The 25904-nt window shown below is 33.8% G+C and carries 23 protein-coding genes; 12 read left to right on the forward strand and 11 right to left on the reverse strand.

Going from position 1 to position 25904, the window contains the following annotated elements:
- Window positions 1-18 precede the first annotated feature (18 nt).
- Entirely contained in the window at window positions 19-474 is a 456-nt protein-coding gene (locus tag QLQ94_RS03775) for a DinB family protein (protein ID WP_271337205.1), read from the reverse strand.
- Window positions 475-547: 73 nt separating this feature from the next.
- Here QLQ94_RS03775 and QLQ94_RS03780 point away from each other — a divergent pair, with 73 nt between their 5' ends.
- The 6 genes from QLQ94_RS03780 to nadD all read left to right on the forward strand — a co-directional run bounded on the left by QLQ94_RS03780 (window position 548) and on the right by nadD (window position 4516).
- Window positions 548-901 carry an arsenate reductase family protein gene (locus QLQ94_RS03780; protein WP_482499222.1) on the forward strand — a complete coding sequence of 118 codons (354 nt, stop codon included), beginning with the start codon at window positions 548-550 and terminating at the stop codon, window positions 899-901.
- Between the two features lie 398 nt (window positions 902-1299).
- Window positions 1300-2160: a YicC/YloC family endoribonuclease gene (locus tag QLQ94_RS03785; RefSeq protein WP_271337203.1), complete on the forward strand. Its 861-nt coding sequence runs from the start codon at window positions 1300-1302 to the stop codon at window positions 2158-2160.
- A gap of 6 nt (window positions 2161-2166) precedes the next feature.
- On the forward strand, window positions 2167-2766 hold the full coding sequence (locus tag QLQ94_RS03790) for a hypothetical protein (RefSeq protein ID WP_271337202.1): 600 nt from the start codon (window positions 2167-2169) through the stop codon (window positions 2764-2766).
- A 26-nt stretch (window positions 2767-2792) separates the two neighbouring features.
- The gene (gmk, locus tag QLQ94_RS03795) at window positions 2793-3368 is read left to right on the forward strand and encodes a guanylate kinase (RefSeq protein WP_271337201.1); all 576 of its coding nucleotides are present in this window, start codon (window positions 2793-2795) and stop codon (window positions 3366-3368) included.
- A gap of 74 nt (window positions 3369-3442) precedes the next feature.
- Entirely contained in the window at window positions 3443-3865 is a 423-nt protein-coding gene (locus tag QLQ94_RS03800; protein ID WP_271337200.1) for a DoxX family protein, read from the forward strand.
- A 69-nt stretch (window positions 3866-3934) separates the two neighbouring features.
- Window positions 3935-4516, forward strand: a complete 582-nt coding sequence (gene nadD, locus QLQ94_RS03805; protein WP_271337199.1) for a nicotinate (nicotinamide) nucleotide adenylyltransferase — start codon at window positions 3935-3937, stop codon at window positions 4514-4516.
- Window positions 4517-5755: 1239 nt separating this feature from the next.
- Here nadD and QLQ94_RS03810 read toward each other — a convergent pair.
- The 9 genes from QLQ94_RS03810 to QLQ94_RS03850 form a co-directional block, all read right to left on the reverse strand.
- Window positions 5756-7225, reverse strand: a complete 1470-nt coding sequence (locus QLQ94_RS03810; protein WP_271334111.1) for a nicotinate phosphoribosyltransferase — start codon at window positions 7223-7225, stop codon at window positions 5756-5758.
- 28 nt (window positions 7226-7253) lie between these two features.
- Window positions 7254-8171 carry an ADP-ribosylglycohydrolase family protein gene (locus tag QLQ94_RS03815; RefSeq protein ID WP_482499223.1) on the reverse strand — a complete coding sequence of 306 codons (918 nt, stop codon included), beginning with the start codon at window positions 8169-8171 and terminating at the stop codon, window positions 7254-7256.
- Between the two features lie 6 nt (window positions 8172-8177).
- Window positions 8178-8705, reverse strand: coding sequence for an NADAR family protein (locus QLQ94_RS03820; RefSeq protein ID WP_271334109.1), 528 nt, complete (start codon window positions 8703-8705; stop codon window positions 8178-8180).
- A 9-nt stretch (window positions 8706-8714) separates the two neighbouring features.
- Complete coding sequence (locus QLQ94_RS03825) at window positions 8715-9797, reverse strand: adenylosuccinate synthetase (protein WP_427401232.1); 1083 nt, start codon at window positions 9795-9797, stop codon at window positions 8715-8717.
- Between the two features lie 33 nt (window positions 9798-9830).
- Window positions 9831-10691, reverse strand: a complete 861-nt coding sequence (locus QLQ94_RS03830; protein WP_271334107.1) for a hypothetical protein — start codon at window positions 10689-10691, stop codon at window positions 9831-9833.
- A 2-nt stretch (window positions 10692-10693) separates the two neighbouring features.
- Complete coding sequence (locus QLQ94_RS03835; protein WP_031455095.1) at window positions 10694-11029, reverse strand: hypothetical protein; 336 nt, start codon at window positions 11027-11029, stop codon at window positions 10694-10696.
- Between the two features lie 76 nt (window positions 11030-11105).
- Window positions 11106-11933, reverse strand: coding sequence for a ribose-phosphate diphosphokinase (gene prs / locus QLQ94_RS03840; protein WP_271334105.1), 828 nt, complete (start codon window positions 11931-11933; stop codon window positions 11106-11108).
- A gap of 74 nt (window positions 11934-12007) precedes the next feature.
- A complete protein-coding gene (locus QLQ94_RS03845) occupies window positions 12008-12700 on the reverse strand; it encodes an NUDIX hydrolase (protein ID WP_271334104.1) in 693 nt (230 codons plus the stop codon).
- 96 nt (window positions 12701-12796) lie between these two features.
- Window positions 12797-13702 carry a LysR family transcriptional regulator gene (locus tag QLQ94_RS03850; protein WP_271334103.1) on the reverse strand — a complete coding sequence of 302 codons (906 nt, stop codon included), beginning with the start codon at window positions 13700-13702 and terminating at the stop codon, window positions 12797-12799.
- An 85-nt stretch (window positions 13703-13787) separates the two neighbouring features.
- On the opposite strand from QLQ94_RS03850, the gene QLQ94_RS03855 reads away from it, so the two are divergent.
- Both QLQ94_RS03855 and QLQ94_RS03860 read left to right on the forward strand, forming a co-directional pair.
- Complete coding sequence (locus QLQ94_RS03855; RefSeq protein WP_271334102.1) at window positions 13788-14549, forward strand: type 1 glutamine amidotransferase domain-containing protein; 762 nt, start codon at window positions 13788-13790, stop codon at window positions 14547-14549.
- 288 nt (window positions 14550-14837) lie between these two features.
- Window positions 14838-15995, forward strand: a complete 1158-nt coding sequence (locus tag QLQ94_RS03860) for an iron-containing alcohol dehydrogenase (protein WP_271334101.1) — start codon at window positions 14838-14840, stop codon at window positions 15993-15995.
- A gap of 256 nt (window positions 15996-16251) precedes the next feature.
- Here QLQ94_RS03860 and QLQ94_RS03865 read toward each other — a convergent pair whose 3' ends face one another.
- The gene (locus QLQ94_RS03865; protein WP_482499224.1) at window positions 16252-18729 is read right to left on the reverse strand and encodes a toxin-antitoxin system YwqK family antitoxin; all 2478 of its coding nucleotides are present in this window, start codon (window positions 18727-18729) and stop codon (window positions 16252-16254) included.
- 200 nt (window positions 18730-18929) lie between these two features.
- Here QLQ94_RS03865 and QLQ94_RS03870 point away from each other — a divergent pair, with 200 nt between their 5' ends.
- From QLQ94_RS03870 to QLQ94_RS03885, 4 genes are all read left to right on the forward strand, one after another.
- Window positions 18930-19925, forward strand: coding sequence for an NAD(P)H-dependent glycerol-3-phosphate dehydrogenase (locus tag QLQ94_RS03870; protein ID WP_271334099.1), 996 nt, complete (start codon window positions 18930-18932; stop codon window positions 19923-19925).
- A gap of 373 nt (window positions 19926-20298) precedes the next feature.
- A complete protein-coding gene (locus QLQ94_RS03875) occupies window positions 20299-22971 on the forward strand; it encodes a TonB-dependent receptor (protein WP_482499225.1) in 2673 nt (890 codons plus the stop codon).
- Window positions 22972-22985: 14 nt separating this feature from the next.
- Window positions 22986-24293, forward strand: a complete 1308-nt coding sequence (locus tag QLQ94_RS03880) for a DUF4876 domain-containing protein (protein ID WP_427401228.1) — start codon at window positions 22986-22988, stop codon at window positions 24291-24293.
- An 11-nt stretch (window positions 24294-24304) separates the two neighbouring features.
- Window positions 24305-25903 (forward strand): DUF6850 family outer membrane beta-barrel protein, encoded by a 1599-nt coding sequence (locus QLQ94_RS03885; protein WP_427401227.1) that lies wholly within the window; start codon window positions 24305-24307, stop codon window positions 25901-25903.
- Window position 25904: the final 1 nt, after the last annotated feature.

Below are 25904 nucleotides of genomic sequence, written 5' to 3' on the forward strand. Positions count from 1 at the left end.
AAAAAATAAAGCAAAAGCTTAAACAAACTTTCTAATACTCATGACAATTCCCGTATGGATTCCTTCATGATAATTATTAAAGCTTAATGCGCCGTCTATATTTTTAAGAGTAAAACCCAAACTAGTGGTGTACTCATTGTAATCAACAAAGACTTTATTGTCGAAATCTCTTTCTGTTTGCTGCAAAGTTGTAGAAAGCAATGCTCGAATTTCATCAACCTCACCTTGTGAAACATCACCTTCCGGCTTTGTTCCTTTCCTGTATTTGGCGATAAGCTCATCTGAAACCATTGTTGGCAAACCGGATAACTTATAGATTAAAACCTGTTGTGACGATATACAATGACCAATATTCCAAATTAAATTATTGCTAAATCCGTCTGGAATTTTATTCAATTGCTCTAATGAATGATGGTCTAAAACCTTAAGAAGAATTTCTCTAATGGTCTTCTGTACTTCAAAAACTGAATTCATATTTTTTTTTCTAAAATTAGGCATTTTTCAGTTTTAAATGAATTTTCTTTGTAGTCTCTTAAATTAAAAAATCATGAATAAAATATATTACTTAGCTTCTTGCGATACGTGCCGAAAAATTATTAAAAGCTTACCTAAAGACAATAATTTGGCTTTTCATGACATTAAACAAAATCCTATTACTGAAGCTGAACTTGAGGAAATGTACCAACTTGCCGGAAGTTACGAAGCTTTGTTTAGTAAAAAAGCACAATTATATAAATCTATGGATTTAAAGAATCAATCTTTAACTGAGGATGATTATAAGAAATATATCTTAGAACATTATACTTTTTTAAGCCGTCCGGTTTTTATTATTGATGGTAAAATTTATATTGGCAATACTCAACCTGTTACATTACAGGTAACGAAAGCTTTAGAAAAATAAAGTTCTAAAGTACACGGGTTTGCGTTAGGGATTACTTCACTATAATTTTATTTTATTTTAGTGTTCAGTGAACTTCGTTTGAAGCGGAAATCCTTTTTTTGAGCTTTTTCTGCTCAAAAAAAGATTGGGAGCGGATAGCCCGTCCGCCGCGGCAGAGAACGCCCAAATTAAAATTTCAGGACTAAAAAAGTTAGCCACAAATTAGACAAATTTGCAAGAATTATTTGTTATGCTTAAAATAAAGCCACAGATTAAATGATTTTCCACTAATTAAATTCGTGATAATTTGTGTAATTCGTGGCAAAAAAACTTTAAGTTGTTCAGCATAAAACAGATTAGCGATTTACAACCCAAGACTGCAAAGTTTTATTTATCTTTGCGCCTTTATACTCAATTATATGATACAATCTATGACAGGGTTTGGCAAAGCTTCTTTGCAATTGCCTACAAAAAAAATTACCGTTGAAGTAAAATCCTTAAATAGTAAAGGTTTAGATTTAAACGTAAGAATGCCGTCGCTTTATCGCGAAATGGAATTAGGTTTAAGGACTCAGATCTCTACGAAACTTGAGAGAGGAAAGATTGATTTCGGGATTTACATCGAAAGCACTTCTGAACAAACTTCGACTAAAGTAAATGTTCCTGTTGTAAAAAACTATATTGCTCAATTAAGAGAAGTATATCCCGCAGCTGATGAAACTGAATTAATGAAAATGGCGGTTCGTATGCCTGATACGCTAAAAACGGAACGTGAGGAAATCGATGAAAACGACTGGGAACAAATTCAGGTGATTATCGAGGAGGCGCTTCAAAATATCCTGACTTTTAGAAAAGATGAAGGTGAATCTCTCGAAAAAGAATTCAACCTGAGAATTGGAAATATCCGTCAATATATGAATGACGCTTTGGCTCTTGATCCGGAACGTGTTCAGGCTATCAAAGATCGTTTGCAAACTGCAATAGCTGAATTGAAAGTGAATGTTGATGAAAATCGTTTCGAACAGGAATTGATTTACTACTTAGAGAAACTGGATATTACCGAGGAAAAAGTGCGTTTAACGAACCATTTAGATTATTTCTTAGAAACTATAAAAGGTACTGAAGCTAACGGTCGTAAACTAGGTTTTATTACTCAGGAAATGGGTCGCGAGATCAATACTATGGGTTCTAAATCGAATCACGCTCAAATGCAGAAATTAGTGGTGATGATGAAGGACGAATTAGAGAAGATTAAAGAACAGGTTTTGAATGTTTTGTAAAAACGAATGAGAACATTTCTTTTTTCACTTCTTCTTCTGATAAGTTTGAACATCAAAGCTCAAAACATTTCAGAAATCAATAAGGTTTTAGAAATACCGGACACGTTAGGATTTGAAAAAGAAATTCGTATTTATAAAGATTATTCAACATCAAGTACCATCAAAATATTGAGAATGCATGATGAGGAAAAAAACAATTGGATTGTAGAAATATTTTGGTATTCGAAAAGCTCTAATAGTGTGACTAAGACTGATCAAATACAATTTCCTAAAGAAAATCTTGGAAAATTAAAACCAAAAGATGCAAATTTGATTTGGCTTAATTTACTATTAACCAATGTAGAGTTTTTACCAAGTATGACAAGCATACAATACAAGTTTGAAAAACCTTTTATTGATACAGAAAAGGGAGAGGAAATTATAGTAAAAAAGAAATTTCTTGTTATAGATGGTGTAGGTTATCAAGTTTATGTTAAAAACGGAAAACTAAAAAATAGTTTTTCTTTTGATAATCCTGAAACTTATTTAAAACGTTATCCAAACGTTAATGAATTAATCTCATATAATGAATTGTTATCAATCCTAAAAAAAGAGTTTTATCTCTGAAACGATTGATCACTTATAAATAAAGAATGAACAAAGGAAAATTAATCGTTTTCTCGGCACCTTCAGGATCGGGAAAAACAACTATAGTAAGACACTTACTTGGGAAAGAAGATTTAAATTTAGAATTTTCAATCTCAGCGGCTTCACGCGACCCACGCGGAGATGAACAACACGGAAAAGATTATTATTTTATTTCGTTAGAAGAATTCAAAAAACACATTAAAGCAGAAGATTTCCTGGAATGGGAAGAGGTTTATCGCGATAATTTTTACGGAACCTTAAAATCGGAAATTGAACGTATCTGGGCTTTGGGTAAAAATGTAATTTTTGACATTGACGTTGCAGGCGGACTACGTATCAAACACAAATTCCCTGATCAAACATTAGCTGTTTTTGTAAAACCTCCAAGTGTAGATGAATTGAAACGCCGATTAAAAGAACGTTCTACTGAAAGTGATGACAAAATCAATATGCGAATTGCAAAAGCTTCTGTAGAATTAGCAACTGCTCCACAATTTGATACCATTATAAAAAATTACGATTTAGATACAGCAAAAGAAGAAGCATATCAATTGGTAAAAGCTTTCGTAAATAAAGATTAAAGACCACATAGACAATACTTTTTTACAAAAACAACCGTTAGAATTGGATGTAAACAGCTTTTAATATCTATATTATGATTAATTTATTTGAAATAAAAAGAAACGAGAATTACCTGAATATTATTCTTCTTGTAATTAGAATATCAATTGCAACCTTAATGATTTCGCATGGCTTGTCTAAATTGAATATGCTTTTAGCAGGAGGCGAAATACAATTTCCTGACCCTCTTGGAGTAGGAAAAACAGCTTCTTTAACTCTTGCCGTTTTTGCAGAAGTAATCTGTTCGTTTTTTCTTTTTATTGGCCTGGCAACAAGATTGGCAACACTGCCATTGATAATTACAATGCTGGTTGCAGTATTTGTTATTCATGGTGCTGACCCAATCGACGTTAAAGAAATGGGAATACTATACTTGTTATTTTATTTAGTTCTTCTTGTAACCGGAAGCGGCAAATTCTCTATTGATTATTTGATTTCAAAAAAGAGTCGTTACTAAACTATTTTAATACCACAGCATAATTTAACTGTAACAATTACTTTTTTAAATTATGAAAAAACCTTTTTTATGAAGATAGGCCTTTATTTCGGAACGTATAATCCCATTCATGTTGGCCACTTAATCATTGCCAATCATATGGCTGAGTTTGCCGATTTAGATCAGATTTGGATGGTCGTTACGCCGCACAATCCGTTAAAAAAGAAAGCCACCCTATTAGACGATCATCAACGATTAGAAATGGTTTATCTTGCTACAGAAGATTATCCAAAAATTAATCCTTCTGATATTGAGTTCAAACTACCTCAGCCTAATTATACCGTAAATACTTTGGTTCATTTGCATGAGAAGTACCCAACCCATGACTTTTCATTGATTATGGGAGAAGACAATCTGAAAACACTGCATAAATGGAAAAATTACGAGGTTCTTTTAGACCACTACGACATTTATGTTTATCCAAGAATTTCTGAAGAAGAGGAAAATATTGAATTAAAATCGCATCCTAAGGTTCATATTATTGATGCCCCGATTGTTGAAATTTCTTCTACTTTTATTAGAAACAGCATTAAGGAAGGAAAAAACATTCAACCGCTTTTACCACCTAAAGTCTGGGATTATATTGATCACAATAATTTTTATAAAAAATAAAAAAAGCTGTCCGAAAAGTGTTTTGCACAGCTTTTTTCTTTAAATCTAATTTTCACACAAACTTATCATTTTCGAGGAACGAGAAATCACACACGTAATTCGACAAAGATTGACGATTTTGATTGCAGAGTTTCTGGTGCGATTTCTCGTTCCCAGAAATGACAAACTGCTGCGATAAAGATGCATTGCGAAGGACGGATTAAAATCCATCCCTACAATATCTATTTGTTTCGACGGAACGTTATTGAAGAACGATTTCAGAGAAATGATATATTTAACTGATTTTAATCCGTTGAAGGCAACGAATGATAAGAATCGGATAGGAGCCTAGGGATTAATTCCCTAGGCGACCTTCCACACCACCCGGCATACGGATCCGTACCAAGGCGGTTCTTAATTTACGATACATTTTAAGATAGATACCTAACCTAAAGTACTTCCGTGAGGTTGTTTTCAGTTATCCCAATAAAGGTCTGCACTCCCTGGTAGCTGTCGGATTCCGTCCTATCCTTTCCAAGGTAGTTATCAAATTACTTGATATTTTCTGCATTCGTGCCTTCATAGGTAACATTCATTTACTACTCACTTAATTAAGTTCAGTCCTTCGGTACTCATTTACAGTACCTACTATGACCTCTGCTGACTTCTTATAGCAATTGTTATCCATAAGTGCTTTTCTTAAAAAAAAAAAAAAAAAACTCCCCCTATCTCTATAAGACCTCCCCAGGTAAGAACGACAACTTTCCTCTCATATACCTGCTATATTTACCATGATGTTTCCGTACAGTTTTGGACTTCAGTTTGTGTTGCAACCTTATCCAACATCTTTGGCCTTTTATATAGTTTCTGTTCGTCAGGTCAAGAGTTTGCCTACTGCTTCCTTCAGATTCCACCTCGCGATGGACACCCTTGCATTCAGCTAACACTTCCCACTGTAAAGGCGTGTTCGGGACTTACACCCTAGAGTTATCGCCCATGCTGGGCACACAACAAAAAAAAGCCTGAATTTTAAATTCAGGCTTTCGTTTTTTTATGCAATTATCACAATAAGCTCCATCGGAGCATAATATTTACAGCAAATATGTACACAAGATTAAAGCTCCAACGGAGCGATATTGCGCTTACATTTGATTGTCAAATATATCACCCCGATGGGGTTTTTCTTAGAACAATCTTTAAATTTCTATAAATATATCATCTCTCCGAGATTATTAATTCAAATAATAATCAAACTGCTTATTATGCCTCAACATTAATATCACTTTTAACTCTCGTTCTAATATCACTCAAAGACTGATCAACTAAAAGTTTTCCGTCTCTGAAAACTTCTTTCAATTCACCTTGTTTTTCTTCTTCCCATGAAACATTATCGGTTAAATGATATACACCATCAACTAAATCAATTTTCATTAATCCTTTGGCAGATTTTTTAGTTCCGTCATCCGTGATTGGATCTTTGAAAATTGCTCTTCCTTCTCCATCCACTTCTCCGTATGTTGCTTTCATCGCAAAACCAAAAGTATCCCTGGTATTGTATTGGTAAGTAAATGATCCAATTCCCAAAACAACATTAGTAGAAGCAAATCCTTTTTCTTTTAATCTTTCGCAAATTTGGATAGATCTTGCTACGGTAATACTATCACCGTAAATAGCGCCAATTTGAGGAATAAGCTCTTTATATCCTTTTGCATTCGTTGTGCCTCCAAAAACATCCCAAAGCAGCTCAATTACACCTTTCTTTTCTTCTTCAGTTTTTCCATTTGGATTTCCGCAGATGATATCAACCGGATCACCACTATCAGGACGAATGACTACTTTACCTTCTCTGGCAATAATGTCTTCTTTTAAACGTGGTAAATAATCGGTTAAAACTTTCCATAAATCCCAGGTATCAGAAACGATAGACACAATTCCTTTAGGATAAACCTCTGTAACTAATCTTTTGAAAGTTTCGCATTCACCTTCGGTAGTTCCCATACACATTACAGAGTGTTCTGTTGCTGCAACTGAACCTGCGATTAATTCCTGATCAGAATTGGCGTTGTAATAATCTTCGAAGAAATCAATTACCGGAATTGTATCAGAACCTGTAAAACTCAACAAATGTCCGGCTGCAGAAGTTATTGCTGCTTCGATTCCACCCATTCCTCTCATAGAGAAATCGTGCGCCTGCCAATCTACAAATTCAGGAACTGATGAAGTTTCATCAGCGTATTTGCCCAGAACTTTTCTATATTCTCTGGCAATTGTAGCTGAATTACATGGCAACCAAACCACGGCAGAAAGCAACGTTTCGAAATAATTGGTCAACCAGAAAAATTTCGGAATCGTATTGTACATTGTAAACATTGGTACTCTCAAAGGTACGCTTGCTCCTTCCGGCAATGCCTTAAAAACCATTGGGATATATCCTAAATCGTGTAAATCTTCGATATGTTTTGTCCCAACCTGGTTTTCACCTAAATAATTATTGATTCTGCGGGCGTATTTTTTAACTACTTCTTCTTTTGGCTGTTTGAAAAAATCAGCATCAAAATCATGAATAATATATTTTTTAATAAAATATTGCAATCCAAAAAACACCACCTCATCAATTCCTTCGATTCTTGATTTTCTAGGTGTCCAGTTAGAATATACTAATGTTGTTTTATCGGGGTATTGTCTTCTGTGGTCAACTTTGTAACCGTCTGTTAATAATAGTGGGTTCATGGTATTTTTATTTAATATTTTTTGATAATCATTCTGCTAAATCTTTTATATCATTGGCTCTTGCCAAACCTTCAATCCATTTTTGTGGAATATTTTCAATTCCGTAATAAATTCCTGCCAAACCTCCTGCAATTGCCGCTGTTGTATCTGTATCTCCGCCTAAATTAACCGCTTTTAAAACAGTTTCTTCATAAGAATCTGAGTGTAGGAAACACCACAAACTCGCTTCTAAACTATGCAATACGTAACCAGAGGACTCAATTTTATTTTCAGGATATTCGGAAATATTATTTTGTAAAATTCTATCAAATAACTGAATTTCCTTTGGATTATATTCCTTGTCTTTTAGAAATTTCGAAAGAATATTTTGCATTTCCTTATACGAATCAGCTTTGTTTTTCCCTTTTAAAATTTCGAGGCATACAACAACATAAATAAAACAAGCAAATACTGAACGAAAATGCGCATGAGTGATGGAGGATATTGCTTTTACGCTTTTATAAACAACTTCAATATCCTTTTCTTTTTGAAGATAAAATACTAATGGCAAAATTCTCATCAAAGAACCATTTCCGTTATCTTCCTCAAAAAAATTACCTGAATCCTTCGCCAAATCACCTCTGACAATTCGTGCTAAAGAATGCTTTGTCGTTCCGCCAATATCAAATACTTTATTATGCGCTCCCCAATATCCTTCCTGCATCCATTTTACAAAAGTTATTCCCATATCTTCAATGTCAAAACCTTTGCATAAACTCTCGGCAGTACAAAAAGCCAAAGAACTATCATCGCTAAATGTTCCAGGCGGCTGATGCCAGCACATAAAACCCATCATATCAATAACTGGATTTATTTTTAAATATTCTCTTGATTTAAATTCAACAGGAACACCTAAAGCATCACCAATTGCAACACCAAACAAACCAGATTCAATTTTATTTTCCATTATATCTTATTTCAATTCATCCCTAACTTCCATCAAAGCAAACCCCAAAAGATTTAAACCTCTCCATTTCGCAGGATTGAAAACATCTTTGTGATCACCAGCCATCCCGATTCCCCAAATGGCATCGACCGGACTTGCTTCTACTATAACCCTGTCTTTTGTATTGAGCAAAAAAGTTTTTAACTCCGGGTTTTGATTGAATTTATGATAATTTCCTTCCTTGACAATGTCAAATCTTGCGGCTAACCAAAGGTTTTCATTGTAATGTTTTACTTCCCTTCCAAACTTTTTGGCTTCGGCAGGAGATTTTGCCTGAAGGATTTTATCCAAAATTGTATCATCTTTAAACAATTCGGCTTTCTTGGCCATCATCCAGTGTTCTGCAGTTTGATAAGTCACATTATCGACTTCAAAAGAACTTAACCACCATTGACTAAAGCAAGTTTTAGAAATGCTTCCGTCATTATTGGGCTGGTGTCCCCAGAAAAATAAAAACTTACTTTCCGAGGTTATATTTTCTATAGTATATTTCATTTTTTCTCTTTATTGAAACAAAGAAGTTAGCTGTTTAAAATCTTTAGAATCGGGTGAAAATGATCCGTAGATTTCAGTAAATTCTGTAGTTAACTTTTCAAATTCATAATCCTTTTCAATCTGATCCATACAGGTTATCACCAGATTTCTTTTTGCGTTTGGACTATAAGCTGCATCTAACTTTAAACTATAATTTAAAAGATCATAATCTAAATCGCCAGTTCGCAATTCGCCTTGAAACTCATTATGAATACAGGTTTCTTCTTCGTTATTTTTTAATTTTAATTCTCTTTCATTACTCATCCATCCACTTCCGTGTCGGGTTGCATAACTTCTAGTCGCATAATAGATTTCTATATCTTCTATTTGCAGCTTTTTGCATATTTCATACGCATTTTTTGAAGTTGTATTGGCGTATGTTACATTCGGGAAAACACCGTGATCCATGTCGAGTAAAATACCCTGGCTTCCTTCGAAAATAAGATTTTGGTAGTTTTTTAAAAAGCTGTAATCGCTGATATTCCATTTTATTTCATCAATCACTTCAAGGAAATGACTGACTTCTTCGTCTATTTCACTTTCATTTAGAAAACCGTAGTAATAGGCTATCTTTTCCAGTTTTGCTAAAAGCATCTGTCGAGGCGCGATCAGATCTATGGCGAATAATTTGTATTGACCTTCATTACGCTTCATTGTCGCTCCAACTCCTTTTCCACAAGTTCCGTGATCGAGGTTTCTAACGTTAGTTCGGTTTTGCCAAACATCAAAAGGTGTTGTAATTTTGGCTAAAGGATGAATATGAAGTTCCGTATTTCCTTCTAATTCTTCGAGTTCTTTTCTTTCATTAAATAAAAAAACCGGATGAATCGTGCAATGTTCGCTATAATAAGAAGGTAAACCGCGAAGCGCACCACTGGCAAAACTCGAATGAACGTGCTTTTTATCGCCAATCATTACTGTATGCGCTGCTTGCTGACCTCCTGAAAACCGAATAACTATAGATTCAGGATTTTGCTTCGCCAGAAAATCTGTCGTGATTCCTTTTCCTTCATCACCAAATCCTAAACCTATAACTATTTGTGCTGTTTTCATTTTATAAAATATTTTTTAAACACATAGAAATATTTAAAGCATTTCTATATTATCTAATCCGTCAAGCGGAATTGTTCCTAAGCCTAATCCTGAACTTTTATGTTTATCACAAATGATTTTCTTAATTACATTCGGGATTTCTTTATGATCTTCGATAGACAAACAGTTTTGTCCTAATAACTCTTTCCAGGCTACATTTGCTCTTATCGCCTGATCAGAATGCAATACACTAATATGATACACTTCATAACGTTTCTGCGCTTCTTTTAATAATTCAAGATGCGTATACGTTTGCTGTCCCTGGCCCATAATTTCTTTTATGGCAGATGCCGGAAGTGTTTCTAAATTAGGTTCATCACCTACGGTAAACAACAATCCTTTTTGACCTCTTTTTTCGAAAGCATCGGTTTTGGTATGAAAAGCGGCAAAATACCAGGCTAATAAATAACTTTCGCCTGCGTTTCCTCCTCCACCGCCTTCGATATAGGTTCTCGTCAGCCACATATCCAGTTCCTGATCGCCAGACTCAAATTGTCCAACCTGCAAAGGATATCTGTCGCATTCGTGATCGCCAATTCCTAAAAACAATAATGCCGGATCCGGAACACCGCCCTGAATGATTCCTCCCATTAATTTAGGAAGTCCATCTTTGATCAATTCATGCGGAATGTGTCCCATACTTCCCGTAACATCCAATCCCAAAATAATAGGAACTGTATTAGGATGCACTTCAGAATCTCTGGCTTCTCTAAAAGTAATTCCGTTTGGATTCATAGATTCATGCGCCATTCGTAAAGAATTTTGCGTAAAAATCTCACTTGCAGATTTTGATCCGTAACCTGCTGCTGCCGCTCTGCTTGAACGAGCACCTAAATCATATCTTGTACCTCCCATAACTAAAATGTTTTACCAAATAAATACTCGAATCTCTTTTTTGTCACTTCAAACTGAATGTTTAAATTTCTGATTGTTAATGATAATTCCATATCTTTTTGAACAAATGCTTCGGGTTGAAAATCAGCAAAAGTCAAACTGTTTTTATCCAGCGGACTAATATCTATAAGTCCTTCTTGCTCTCTTTCTAATCTTTTTATTTTCAATTCAATATCTTCAACTCGGCGTCTGTATATTAATTCAGAATCTTCACCAATTGTTTTGGCTCTGTCTTCTCTAATCTGATCATTGTTTCTTTTTAAAGATTCAATAAATCTTGGTTTTAAATCATCGCTCATAATTTCTAGTTGTTTGGTTATAGTTTTTTTTGTTTCAGGTTTCACGTTCTCACGAGACTTGAAACTTGAAACCTTTTTAAACAGTAATTTTAATAACTTCGACTTCTTCTCCTTCGAAATCTTTTACTGAATTGGTGGTAAATATTTTATCGAAGCAGTTTAAAACTTCAAATCCTTTATTGAAGATTCCGTGGCTTACGGCTAAATATAATTTTCCGGCATTTTTCTTTTTTAATTCTTCGGCTAAGCCAACGAAAGTTCCGCCGCCATCGCAAATATCATCAACAATCAAACAATCGATTCCGTTTAGATCGTCTTCGTAAACTTTGAATCCAGATAATCTTCCGGTTTTTACATCACGGCTTTTACTGCATTCTACTACATCAATTCCGCCTAAAAACTCAGAAACTTTGTAGATTTTTTTAAGGGCTCCACCATCTGGAGAAATCAATTTTACGTTTTTGCCAATTTCTTTCAAAACCGTTGCGATAAAAATATGATTCGGAATCACTTCGCAATTGTTTACCAATGCAGGAGTAACTTCAGAATGCGCATCAAAAACAAAAACTTTATTCAATTGAAGTCCGTTTATGATATCAGCATACACTTTTACAGAAAGAGATTCTCCTTTGATCATCACACGATCTTGTCTTGCTGCCGGAAAATACGGAATAAACAAATCGATTATTTTAACATCCATTCTACGCAAAGCATCTACTGTGATACACAATAAACCTAAATCGTTGAATGAATTTAATCGGTGTGTAATCGTTACTTTTTGAGTGGTATCAAAATTTGGATCAATTTTGATATGTGGTTCTCCGCCAGAAAATGTAAAACTTTGAAATTTAATTTCTTCCTGATTAAGGATCGGAGTGAATTTTGGGCCTAGGTTAAGTATCATAGCTTTTTAGTTTGCGTTAATTATACGCAAATGTAGATTATTATTTTAAATAAACAATTTATTTTGTGTAAAAATTACGCAAACTTTATTTCGAAGTGAAAACCTTTGTTAATTAAATCACTATATTTCAATTGATTAAACCTAAAAAGCTTTGCCGGTCTTCCGTTTTTTATGGGCGAAAAATGATCTGTCTGATCTAAAAAACCATAACTAAGGATTTTTTTTCTGAAGTTACGTCGGTCAATTTCTTTCTCTAAAATAGTACAATAGAGATTTTCTAAATCTGAGAACAAAAATTCCTCAGGCAATAAATCGAAACCAATTGGTTCGTAAGTTAGTTTTGCCTTTAGTCTCGCGATTGCTTTTTCGATAATTAAATTATGGTCAAAAGCCAAAGAAGGAATTTCATCTATTTTGCACCATTGTACCCTTTCAGCATCTGTATCTGCTTTGATTTCTAAATTCGAAGCTTCGACTAAAGCATAATAAGCAACTGAAATAACACGGTTTCTGGAATCTCTGTGAATATCATCTCCAAAAGTGTACAATTGCTCCATAAAAGTCAACTGAACATTGGTTTCTTCATGAAGTTCTCTAATTACGGCATTACTTAATGATTCGTCTTCTTTTACCAAACCACCGGGCAAAGCCCAATATTTATCAGCAGAACCAAACTTTTGCTCAATTAAAAGCACGTACAAATTGTTGTTTTTATAGCCAAAAACAATGGCATCAACAGCAACTCTAATATTTTGTAAATTTTCCATAACTTAAAAAAGGGTTTGCCACGAATCGCACTAATTTTCACGAATTAATATTCAATTGATCAGCAAAAAATTTGTCAAAATTTGGGGCTAAAAAAATTATAATCTATTCCCTAAAAACAATTTTAACTCTTTTGTAATAGTATCAAAAAAAGAACTTAAGTTATTGTTTTTAGCGGTTAATAAATATACGTATTCCTCTGGAACGTGAAAACTATTCCAAAGCAATTGCAGCTTATTTTCTTTAATATGCTTTCTCGCATTACAATTCCAGGTTATGGCTACTCCTGAATTTTTTGACAGTATTTCGAGCATTTCAGATTCTGACGGAATAATATAATTAGGTACCATCGAGGGTCTTTTTTTATTGAAAGCGTGGAGCCAAAATATTTTTATATGCGAGATTCTGGCATCATGACAATACCATTTTTGTTCGTTCAGCCATTGTTCTGTTTCTGTAAAATTATCTGCTTTTAATTTCTGACGAAATTCTGTTGCTTCTAAATTCATAGATGCGACCATTACCAATTTAATTTTTCCAACGATCTCCTGAATCGTGTCAAATGTGTCAAATCTTTTGGTCATGATGGCGAAATCGAGTTTTTTAGCATCCACTAATGCAAAAAGGGCATCATTATCTGCGAAGGTAAAATCGATAAAATCAAAGCTGGTAATTAAAACGCTTCCCAAACTATCAAACAGATCTTTTGAAACGCCAACAGATATTAACCGATTAGAATCCTGCGCTTTAGCCCGAAAACCATTTTCGACATTTTCTAACCGATCGAGGGCATCGATAATTAAATTATTGAGTAACTTAGCATATTCGGTTGCTTCGACCCCTTTCGATTTTCTATTAAATAACTTATAACCAACATGAGCTTCAAGCATGGAGATTTGCTGACTTACCGCTGGCTGACTCATAAACAATTCCTTTGCAGCAACTGAAAAATTACCGTTTTTATAAACAGATTTAAAAGTTCTGTACCATTCAAGATTGACCATGATATAAATATTTTTATAACAAACATAGTTTATTTTATTTTTACAAATATCACTTAAGCTGTAAATTTGATAAAAATTTAAAACTATGAAAAGAATAGCATTACTCGCAATTATAGCATTCGGAGCTTCTAACATTTCAGTTATGGCCCAAAAATCAAATAAAAAAGGTATGAAAAAAGTATTATTTGTTGTAACCAGTAACGATAAACTGGGCAATACAGGGGAGAAAACAGGATTTTGGTCAGAAGAATTAGCTGCACCTTATTATGAATTATTAGATCAGGGAGTCGAAATTACAATAGCAACTCCGCTTGGAGGTCAGCCTCCAATTGACCCGAAAAGTGCTGACCCGGCATCTGCAACAGAAGATACGAAACGTTTTGATACTGATAAGGTATTACAGGAAAAATTAAAACACACGCACAAGCTTTCGACGATTAACCAAAAAGATTACGATGCTGTTTTCTATCCTGGTGGTCACGGACCACTTTGGGATTTAGTAGAGGATAAAAACTCAATCGCCTTAATCGAGTCTTTCTATAATCATAAAAAACCTGTAGCTTTTGTTTGTCACGCTCCGGCAGTTTTGAAAAACGTAAAAGTAAATGGCGAATTTTTAGTAAAAGGTAAAAACGTAACCGGTTTTACAAATGAAGAGGAAGAAGCAGTTGGCTTAACCAAAGTTGTTCCGTTTTTATTAGAAGATGCTTTGACTCAAAATGGAGCTAAATTTTCTAAAGGACCAAACTGGGCGCCTTATGCTGTAGAAGATGGTCTTTTGATTACAGGACAAAACCCGGCATCGTCTAAATTAGTAGCCGGTAAATTATTGAAAAAATTGAAGTAAAAAGGTTCTAAGATTTTGAAAAATAGCGCTTATAAATTAATTAAAAGATAATAACAAACAGATGCTCAGATTCTTAGATATTGAGTAAGCAAAAAACTTAGTCCCATAGAAACTTAGCATCTTAGAAACTTAAAAAAGGTGCTAAGGCATTAAGGTTCTAAGTTGCTAAGTTTTGAATCACTTAAAAAAAACTTAGAGACGTAAGATCTCATTGAATATTAATAAAAAAGATGTTGGGTTACTAAGATCAGAAAACTTAGCTAATCAGCACAGAAACTCTAAAAAAAAATGCTAAACTTTGAATTATACAATCCTACGAATTTAATCTTCGGAAAAGGACAAATAGAAAAACTTTCGACTTTAGTACCAAAAGATGCTAAAATCTTATTGGCTTATGGTGGCGGAAGTATCTTTAAAAACGGAATTCACGAACAGGTAATCAACAATCTAAAAGGTTTTGATATTGTAGAATTTGGCGGAATCGAACCCAACCCTCATTTTGAAACTTTAATGAAAGCTGTTGAAGTGATTAAAGCAGAAAAAATCGATTTTATCCTTGCTGTTGGTGGCGGATCTGTTATTGATGGCGTGAAATTTATTTCGGCTGCTGTGAACTTTGACGGAAATCCGATTGATATTTTGCAAAAACGTTTGCTGATTAAGGATAATGCAATGCCTTTTGGAACTGTTTTGACTTTGCCGGCAACGGGAAGCGAGATGAATTCAGGAGCCGTGGTTACGATCCAGTCAACTCAGGAAAAACTGGCTTTTGGCGGAAGCGCAATGTTCCCAAAATTCTCTATTTGCGATCCTACGGTTATTGCCTCTTTACCAAAAAGACAATTGCAAAATGGTGTTGTCGATGCTTATACACACGTAATGGAACAATACTTAACTTATCCGCACGAAGGTTATTTGCAGGACCGAATCGCTGAAGGAATTCTACAAACTTTGATTGAAGTTGGACCTAAAGTGGTAGAAAACCCAACTGATTATGCTTTGGCTTCTAACTTTATGTGGAGCTGTACGATGGCATTAAACGGATTGATCCAGAAAGGTGTTCCGTCTGACTGGGCAACTCACATGATTGGTCATGAATTAACGGCGCTATACGGTATCGATCACGCAAGAACTTTAGCTATCGTAGGTCCAAGTTTATACAACGTGATGTTTGATACTAAAAAAGAGAAACTGGCACAATACGGAAGAAGAATTTTCAACCTAACCGGTTCTGATGAAGAAGTAGCCAGAGAAGCAATCAATAAAACGGTTGAGTTTTTCCATACTATGGGCATGGATACCAAACTTTCTCAATATGTAGACGATTACAGCAAAACAGCCGATTTTATCGTAAATCGTTTTGATGAAAGAGGCTGGAAAGGCTTGGGAGAAAAACAATTGATTACTTTAGATAAGGTAAAATCGATTGTTGAGATGAGTTACTAATAAATAGTATTCAGTCGCAGAATTTAGTCTCAGTTCACACTGAAAACTGTGACCGTAAACCGTAAAATAAAAAAAGGCGTTCTTGAATTTTCAGGAGCGCCTTTTTAAAATACTAAAACAAAACTAACTAACTCAATTTTTGCTAAACTCATTAAGATTCTAATTTATAATAAGTTACAACGTAAGAGTTTTGTTTTTATTGTGTTAGTGACAAAAAAAAAAATTGAGATTCAAACAATAGCTTTCAGGAAAGCTCTTATTTAAAGCTTTCATTTAATTTTTTTTCAAGGACGGAATTCAATTTTTTTACTTCTTCCCTAATATTTTTTATATCAATATTCTTCTTTTCTTCCAAAACTTTTCCGTCGAAAAATGATTTTAGATTATAGGAAGTACTGTTGCTTTTGACTACCAGAATTCCCATTTCGGGCTTTTTTAATTCATTAAATCTTAATCCAGTTAGTACATCGGCATTATCGCCTTTACCAAACATGGCTTCTATATTTTTGCTTGTCGAAAAATCCTGTGCTATCGAATTGAAATTTTCCTCTGTTGTTTTAGAGCTATTAACCGTTGATGCAAATATTTCGTAAAACATCTCTGATTCTCGTCGGCCTTCATAATCTGTTTCTTTAGAGTCTATAACTTTAGCTTTGATTATTTGGTCTGATTCATAATACATAATACTGCCCATTTGTTCCGGCATTTCATTGTCCAGGTCGATTGACGAACTTGACATTACGACTTTATCCCCTATAATTAATTGGCTTGTATATTTATCACCGATTTTTTCTCTCGTAATTCTCCCTTTTTGTTTTTTCTTAAATTCTGTTATTTCAATACTGTTGTTTTTCAGTTCAAAATGAAAACGATTAAAGTAATGCATCGCAAAAAGATCTACATCATAACTTTGTAAAACTCCATTTTTCCAATATTTCGAAATAAACTGGCGGTCTAATTTTATGTATTCTACGCCATCAATTATTTTTCCTTCTTTATAAGTCGATTTAATATCATAATACGGATGTTGGTATTTCTCCAGATTCTCCAGATAGTTGTTAGAATACTGATACTTTTTTATACCATTTTCATAATAATCAACATAATTAAATTCACGCTGCTCTGTAGAAAAATATCCTGAATAAGGTTGTTCGTTTTTATAAATTCCCTCATAAGAATCCTGAACTTTATCTGCAATCGTAAAGGAGCTATTGACTATTTTAGTGAGTTTTCCGTTGGTAAAACTCTTAGACTTGAGAATATCATTTTCATCTGTTCTTTCATATTTATTTCTATAAAAGATTTCATCGGTAATTGCTCCTTGTTTGTAGACTGTCGCAGTTTCGCCTTCTACTAATTTTCCATTGTAAGGCAAACCGTTTTTATATTCAATCTTTCCGGTAATTTCGCCGTTGCTATAAAAAATAGTTTCACCATCTACAATATCATTTACACAAGTATACGTTTCAATAATATTATCAATATTATAATTAAAGATTTTTTGCAGACCATTTTTCTTAAAGTCTGTAACCTGAATTAACTCATGGGTATCTTCACCCGTTTTTACAATAAAGGTTCCTTTATAGGGTTTGTTGTTTTTATAAATCCCTTTAGTAACAATACTGTCTTCATCGGTTTTTACGATGGCTTCTCCTTCTTTTAAGCCTTTTACATAATTCGAATTCATGATCAGACTTCCGGAAAAATTTTCATTAAAGTTACCTTCAAATGGTTCTCCGTCTTTATAGGTTCGTTTTTGCATTACAGTACCATTTTTATCATAAACAATCTCATCGCCCACTATTTTACCATTTATATATTTAGTAAATTCCTGAATTTTACCGTTGGGATAATATTTAATTTTTTCTCCTGATTTCTCTCGTCCTTTATAAGCTGTTTTCGATTTGATGGCGACTGCAAATTGATTCTGAACATAATATTCATACACAATACCATTTGAAATGTTCCCACTATATTCTTCAAAATCAGCTTGCCCGATTGTTTGCAGTATTTTTCCCGTGACATCATAATTTACCTGTTTAAAACGATGCATCCGGTCATACTCAATATCGTACCAGGTTTCCTGCGCCAATTGTTTAGAATTAATCCAGAAGATCTTGCTCTTAATTATTTTCGTTATAACCTTTTTTTTAGTTCCGGCAGAATACTCAACTACAGGTGCCGCTTCGGTTAAAAGTTCATTTTCCTCATTAGCTTCACTTTCTGACTTATTGCTTCTGTAATCCTCCCAGTTTCTAACTTCTTCAAAATCTCCTTCAATAGGTTTTCCTTTACTGTATTTTCCTTTTATTAAAATGGTTCCGTCCTGATGATAGACAGTGTGCTCTCCGTCTTTTTTACCCTTTTTATACGGAATCGTTTTAAGCCTTTTTCCATCTGGATAATAATATGTCAAGACTGAAGCAGCTGAATTATTATAAAACTGGTAGACAGATAAGTCAAAACCGTTTTCATCATACCAGACAATATCTCCAACATAACTATTTTCGTCGTTTTGAAAAGAATATCCTTGAAATTGAGGAGTTTTATTAAGGTAGAAATCTTCGATTAAAACCAGATCATCTAATTTTTTTGATGGATTAATTCTATAAAAAGAAGCCTTTGCCTTAGAAGTTTCTTTCCAATTTTTATCAAAATAAATGGGTTCTGCGTTTTGCGAGAAAGAAAGTCCGGTAGTGAATACCAAAATAAGGCTGAAAATTTTGCTAGTCATATTTGAAAGAAATTTCATCAAAAATAATAATTTTTCATTCATTTCTCCTTTTTTGTGCAAAAGATTGTCCTCATTTATTAAAAATTAGTTTTTCTGTTTTAATGGCAAAAAAAACTTAACGTCTGTTTTGGAATTTTCTTAAATCAGATTTTGTATTATTACTACATTATTAAGTACTTTTGTTTTAAATTATTAAAATAATGAGCGAAAATTTAAAATTTGCAGTAATTGGAGGAGGAAGCTGGGCAACAGCAATTGCAAAGATGTTATGCGTGAATCTTTCAGAAATTGCTTGGTACATGCGTAATGATGCTGCGATAGAGCATATCCAGAAATACAAACACAATCCAAATTATTTAAGTTCAGTTGAATTTGACACTAAAAAACTTAAATTAACTAACAATATAAATGAAGCAATTGAATATGCCGATTATGTAATTTTCGCTATTCCGTCTGCTTTCTTAGATGCTGAACTAAAAAACTTAACGGTTTCTTTGGCTGATAAAATCATCTTTTCGGCTATTAAAGGAATTGTTCCTGAAACGAGTTTAATTGTTGGGGAGCATTTTCATATTCAATACGACATTCCTTATTACAATATTGGTGTTATTACTGGTCCTTGCCATGCAGAAGAAGTTGCTTTAGAAAGACTTTCGTATCTGACAATTGCTTGCGGTGATCCTGACAAAGCCAGTATTGTTGCTAAATCATTGTCCGGAAACTATATCAAAGCAAAAATTTCTGATGACATTATTGGTACTGAATATGCTGCTATGCTTAAGAATATATATGCCATTGCAGCCGGAATTGCACATGGTTTAGGTTATGGTGATAACTTTCAATCGGTTATGATGAGTAACGGAATTCGTGAGATGAAAAAATTCATTAAAAAAGTGCACAAAATGAAACGTAACATTAATGATTCAGCTTATTTAGGCGATTTATTGGTTACGGGATATTCTGTATTCTCAAGAAACAGAATGTTCGGAAACATGATTGGAAAAGGATATACAGTAAAAAGCGCCATGATGGAGATGAGTATGGTTGCTGAAGGTTATTATGCTACTAAAAGTGCCTACAAACTAAATCAGGGATATGGAGCTCATACTCCAATTATCGATGCAGTTTATGCAGTTCTATATGAAGGAAAAGATGCTAAATCTGTCTTTAAAAAACTAACTGAATCTTTAGATTAAGATATAGACTACTTTAATTTTTATAAAAAGAGTCAGGAAAATTAATTTTCCTGACTCTTTTTTTGTTTGCCTACTTCTTAAAAACACAGAGCAACAAGAGAAAAATCACAAGTATTAACAAGAAATACTTTCTCTTAGAATACATCAAACCTACATCTTACTCCAAAAAAAAGATCTCCTTGCTCTTACAAAACCTCCAAAACAACATTTTCCTGTTTATCAACGAGATACATCCAATTTTCAAAAACTTACCCTCTATCTTTTTCTCACAAATCACAGGTTTCACAATTCTACAATCCCTTATTTTTAGTTGCTTCGCACAAAATTATTGATACATTTGCGTTATTATTTTTATTGATTCTAATTAAAAACAATGCGTTCTATTTTACTATTCTTTCTAATTTCTACTTCTGTTTTTTCTCAAAGAGTGATAACGGGTAAAGTTATAGACAAGGAAACTTCCACAACGTTGTCGGGCGTTTTTATTCGTGATATGAAATCTGACAACTGGAGTATTTCCGATAAAAACGGAAAATTTATAATTACAATTCCTTATTTTGAAGATATAGAGCTTAATTTTTCGTTGTTAGGAAAAATGGAGTCTAATATCGTTTTAAAAAACAATGAAAACAATATTACCGTTTCTTTAGAAGATAATACACTTCGCCTTAAAGAAGTTGTGGTTACGGCTAATAAGGAAAGAAAATATTCTGAGTTGACATTGGGCACAAATGCCATTAATAACGTTCAGGCTTTCTCGCTCGATGATGTTTTACAGCAGCTTCCCGGGCAAACTACTACGAAATTTAATCTGAATGAGTTTAAAAATATTGTTTTCCGAACCGCATCAGAAACTTCACTTTCTTATGCAGCGAAAGCTTTTGGGACTTCTTTTGTAATGGATGATATCCCAATTTCCAACAACGAGAATATGCAGGCTTTTAATCCAAATTCAGGTTTAGCAAATGATTTTGGCACAAAAATCAACACTTTTACCAACACAAATAAAGGAGTTGATTTAAGAGAGATATCAACTAATAATATTGAGGAAATAAAAGTCATTCAGGGAATTGCTTCCGCCAAATACGGTGATATGACTTCTGGACTTGTTTTAATAACTACAAAGGTTGGAAATAGTCCGTACCGTGTTTCTGCATCGATAAGAGATGCAACATCACAGCTTAATTTAACCAAAGGGGTAAAACTCAATTCTAACAACGCAATGAATTTTGGCATTAACTATCTGGATGCCAAAGCTGATCCCAGAGATAATATTTTAAATTTTCAAAGGATAAACGGAAGCATATCCTGGCAGTATAAAAACAACGATGCTACTATAAAAAACACAGTAAACACTTCTTTTAGAATGAATCTGGATGATGCAAAAAGTGATCCTGATGATATTACGGCTGTTGTAGTAAAAAACGAAAAGCAAGGTTTTTCTCTATCGAATAATTTAATGTGGAAGCCTAAAAATTTATGGGTTGATGGAATTAACGTAAACGCGGGTTTGAGTTATGACCGACAGTTTAGCCGTAGAGAAAGATGGCTTAACACCTATACTTCTGCTGCAACTGATAGTCGTGAGGAAGGCATACATGAAGCTATCATTGTTCCTTCGCAGTACACGAGTATTAACACTGTAGAAGGCATTCCTATCTCGACATTTTTAACACTGGAAACGACAAAAACTTTGACCAACAAAAACAATTGGATCCATAGTCTTGTTTTTGGAATTTCGAACAGAATGAGTGCCAATAAAGGAGAAGGAAGAAAAAATGCTGCCACCGGATTAGTTAACTATTACACACTTGGAAAAGAGGGATCCGGCACTCTTGCCTATAGAGATTATGACTTTGGTCAAACAAAAACAGAATATCAGACATCTGCTTACCTGGAGGACAGAATATTTAAAAATTTTGAAAACGATCGACTTTTAAATATTGACTTCGGTTTACGCTTTGACAACCAGATGGGAAGTGTTTCTTTACAGCCCCGTTTAAATTCATCTTATACGCTCAACAAAATAGTCAGATTACGGGCCGGAGGAGGAATATCCTCAAAAGCACCCTCCTTAAACCAGTTGTACACAGGCGAACGCTATTTTGATAAATTGGTAGGAAGCGGCATTTATACTTATCCCGGAATTTATCAAAAGGCCTGGATACAAACTATTATCACTCCGGGAGATAATTTAAACTTAAAACCCAGTAAATCGTATCGAACAGAGCTTGGTTTAGATATTAAACTGCCTTTTGCTTCTGTTAATTTCACAGGGTACTACAACAAACTCTTTAATGGTTTTTCTGGTCAGCAGGTTCCGGTTTATAAAATAATTCCAAAAGCAGAGGTCATCGTTACAGGAACTGAGATTCCAACTTATAAAATTAATGGAACTGAGAAGTTTTACTACATGAGCAATGCAATAACAAACAACAGCAGCTCAGAGGATAAAGGTTTGGAAACGACCATCAATTTCAAAAAAATAAAGGCGCTTAATCTGGATATAAGTATGAATGCTTCTTATACCTCGACAAAAGATTTTTCAGACGCAAAAGAATATTACCCTTCCTCTAGTCTTCTTTCATCTGAACTATACGGCGTATATGATAAAAAAAACTATTGGATGGATAATTTTACAGCGAGTTTTAATTTTAATTATCATATTCCGGCTGTTGGTTTGCTTGTTTCTGTGAGAAGTGAACACGTTTTATTAAGAAATTCCAAATCACCTACCGGTAATTTTTTAAACGGTTATTTAGACACTGAACTTGTGTATCATGAAATTCCGCTCGAAGACAGAACAAATATTCAGAAATACGCACATCTTATAAGAGATCCCGGCCAAACGCAGAGCAAACTTCAAAACGTTCTTCATAATTTTCATTTGAGAGTTTCCAAGGATTTTTTAAATGGTTTTAGTGTTTCGCTTTATTCTACCAACTTTTTAAATCTCAAGCCCTATTATTATGACACAAGCGGCCTGAAGGTATTATCTAATATTGCCCCGCTCACATTTGGAGCAAGTCTTAATTATCAATTTTAAACTAAATATATACCATGAAAAAAACATTCCTTATTACTATAACTTTCATGTTAGGATTACTGATTCAGTCCTGCAGCAATAACGATGACGAGGCATTAAAACCTGTAAATCTTACCATAACAATTAAATACGATGAGACATTTAATAATCTTGCAGTAAAAAAATCAACTGTTCTTATCGTAAATAACGAAACAGGAAATAAATACACTGTAGAAAGCGACAATAATGGTACTGCACAATTCAATCAGATTTTGCCTGGTGTCTATTCTGTTTCTGCAACAAAAGTGATGCATACTGATGAGTTTACAGCAACTTTTGGCTATACGCCAACTGAAGCCGAAGTTAATTTTAATGGTGCCGCGGCAAGCTTAGTGGTAAACACAGAAACTGCTCCAATAAATATTACACTGAAAACGTCAAAAGTGGGTGACTTTGTGATTAAGCAAATTTACTATGGTGGTTCTGACACTAAAAAAGGGGCTGTTTTTAGAGATCAGTTTATTGAAATTTACAACAATTCAAACGCAGTACAATATGCTGACGGATTGTATATCGCACAATTATATGGTACGAATGTTACAACAGTATTTGCTTATACACTATCTACAGGTCAATTTGACTGGAGCAAATCTGAAGAAATGACAATGGGTGATCCTGCAAATAAAGATTATGTATATGCTTCTAATGTTGTGCAAATTCCAGGAAACGGAACACAATACCCGGTACAGCCAGGAAAAAGCATTGTAATTGCACAAAATGCTATTAACCACCAATCGAACTATATCGACAATACAGGAAAATCTGTAAGTATATTAAATCCTGAATTAACTGTCGATTTAAGCAATGCTGATTTTGAAGCCTTTTTAGGTACTTCTGTAGGTGATCTTTATCAATTTGACATTCAAAATCCGGCAGTGCCAGATTTAGGAATTGCGTATTGGGGAAATGGAAACAATGATTTAATTCTGGATCCAAGCGGAAGACAGGCTTTTGCCATTTTTAATATGAATGCTATTGAGTTTTCAAGTCTAAAGAAATACAAAAACCCTAAAGGTGAGAAGAATGCATATTTACAGATTCCAATTACAAAACTTACAGACGGTGTTGAGCTTACAAAAGATCTAGGATCTGGTCTAGTACCCAAAAAGATGCCTGCACACATAGATGGAGGAAATACTTATTTACCAAGCGGCTCTTATTCTTCAAAATCTGTAATGAGAAAGACAAAAACAACAATTGGAGGAAGAATTATTTTACAAGACACCAATAACTCAACTAACGATTTTGTTGAAACAAAAGCAAATCCAAGAGGATTCAACTAAAATTTTCATTAATGAAAATCATAACTCCTACACTCATTAATACCACAAGTAATGCCCTGAAATATTGGGCATTACTTCTTTTCGTTATTATTAGTCATTTTTCAGTACAAGCTCAGGACAGTATCATTGTGACCAATCATCTTATTGATGCCCAGCTTAAAAATCAAATTTTTAAATATCCTATCAATTATACCAGGCAGTATATCAAAGATTTCACTTTTACAGAAGTATCATACGAGTACCAAAAAAATGAATTTGCCAGAAAACAGATAGCAAATGAAATTAATTCTTATCAGTTTTTGGCTCAGGGATATTATACAACAAAATCTAAATGGAATTTGTTTGGTAATTTATCTCTTAAAAAAACAGATGAAAAAGATTTGGGATGGGTACTTTCTGATGATCGTTCTGAAGACCACGAGGTTATTCTTCCTCATTATTTTTACGTTCCAAGAAAAGCCAACTGGACCAATCAGGAATATAAAATTAGCGGGGGAATTTCTAAGGATATTACAAATAAGATATCTATTGCTGCAAAACTTAATTACAATACCGGAAAATACAGTCGAAATCTGGATCCGAGGCCTGAAATTATTTCACGAAAAATTGGGGGAGAATTACAGCTGGGATATCAGTTCAAAGAAAACCATAACGTTTTTGCTCTGGCAGATTACTCAAGATCTGATAAAGATTTTTCATATAAATACAAGGATACACATTCAAATGTCGAAGGTAATCCGGAGACATATTTACGATTCAATACAGGATATGGCAGAATTATCAATTATTTCAAATCTAATTATTACAACAGTACACGATTTCTTTATAAGGATATTCAAAACAAACTTGGTTTAGGGTATAACTTTAGCAATAAGAACACCCGGTTCACTGTTTTATATTACAATCAGAAATCAGATAATACTTTCTATACTGACGTTTTTGACAACGAAGACAGTCAAAGACTGACTATTAAAACAACTACTAATCATGCTGAGCTATTTGCTTTGCATCAATGGGATAAAAAAGAGATCAAATCAACATTAAAATTTGACAAAAGCAACGCTCAAAATTACGATTTGAAAAACAATGGTTATAATTACAAAAACAGTTTAAATGCAATTAGTTGGTTAAGCTCCGTTTCGCAAAAAACAGGCTCACATATTGATTATTTATTTGGTTTGGATATCCTTTACCAGCAAAATCAGTACAGTGATATCATGGCGACAAATGATATTGAAATAAACTCACTTAATACAGGAATATTTGCAAGCAAAGATTTTTCATTCGGAAAAAGTAAATTAAACTCCACCGTAAGTTTTAATATGTATTTCCCGCTTCCGTCAAAATTAGAATATTATGATACTTCCGGCGGTACAAATGCAGCTTTTCTAAACGAGGTCATTATTCATGATTACGTCGTGAGTACAACAAATTATTTTGCTCCGGCAATACGATTAGAATACAGCTATCCTGTAAAAAACAACAAAACAGTGGTTTTCTTTACCAATTTTAAAGAAAAAATAGCACTAAAAAAACAAAATGACTACAATGCCACTATCAATACCAATAGTACCTATTGGATTCAGTGTGGTGTACAATTAAATTATTAAA

It is taken from the genome of Flavobacterium sp. B114r, from assembly GCF_056824125.1.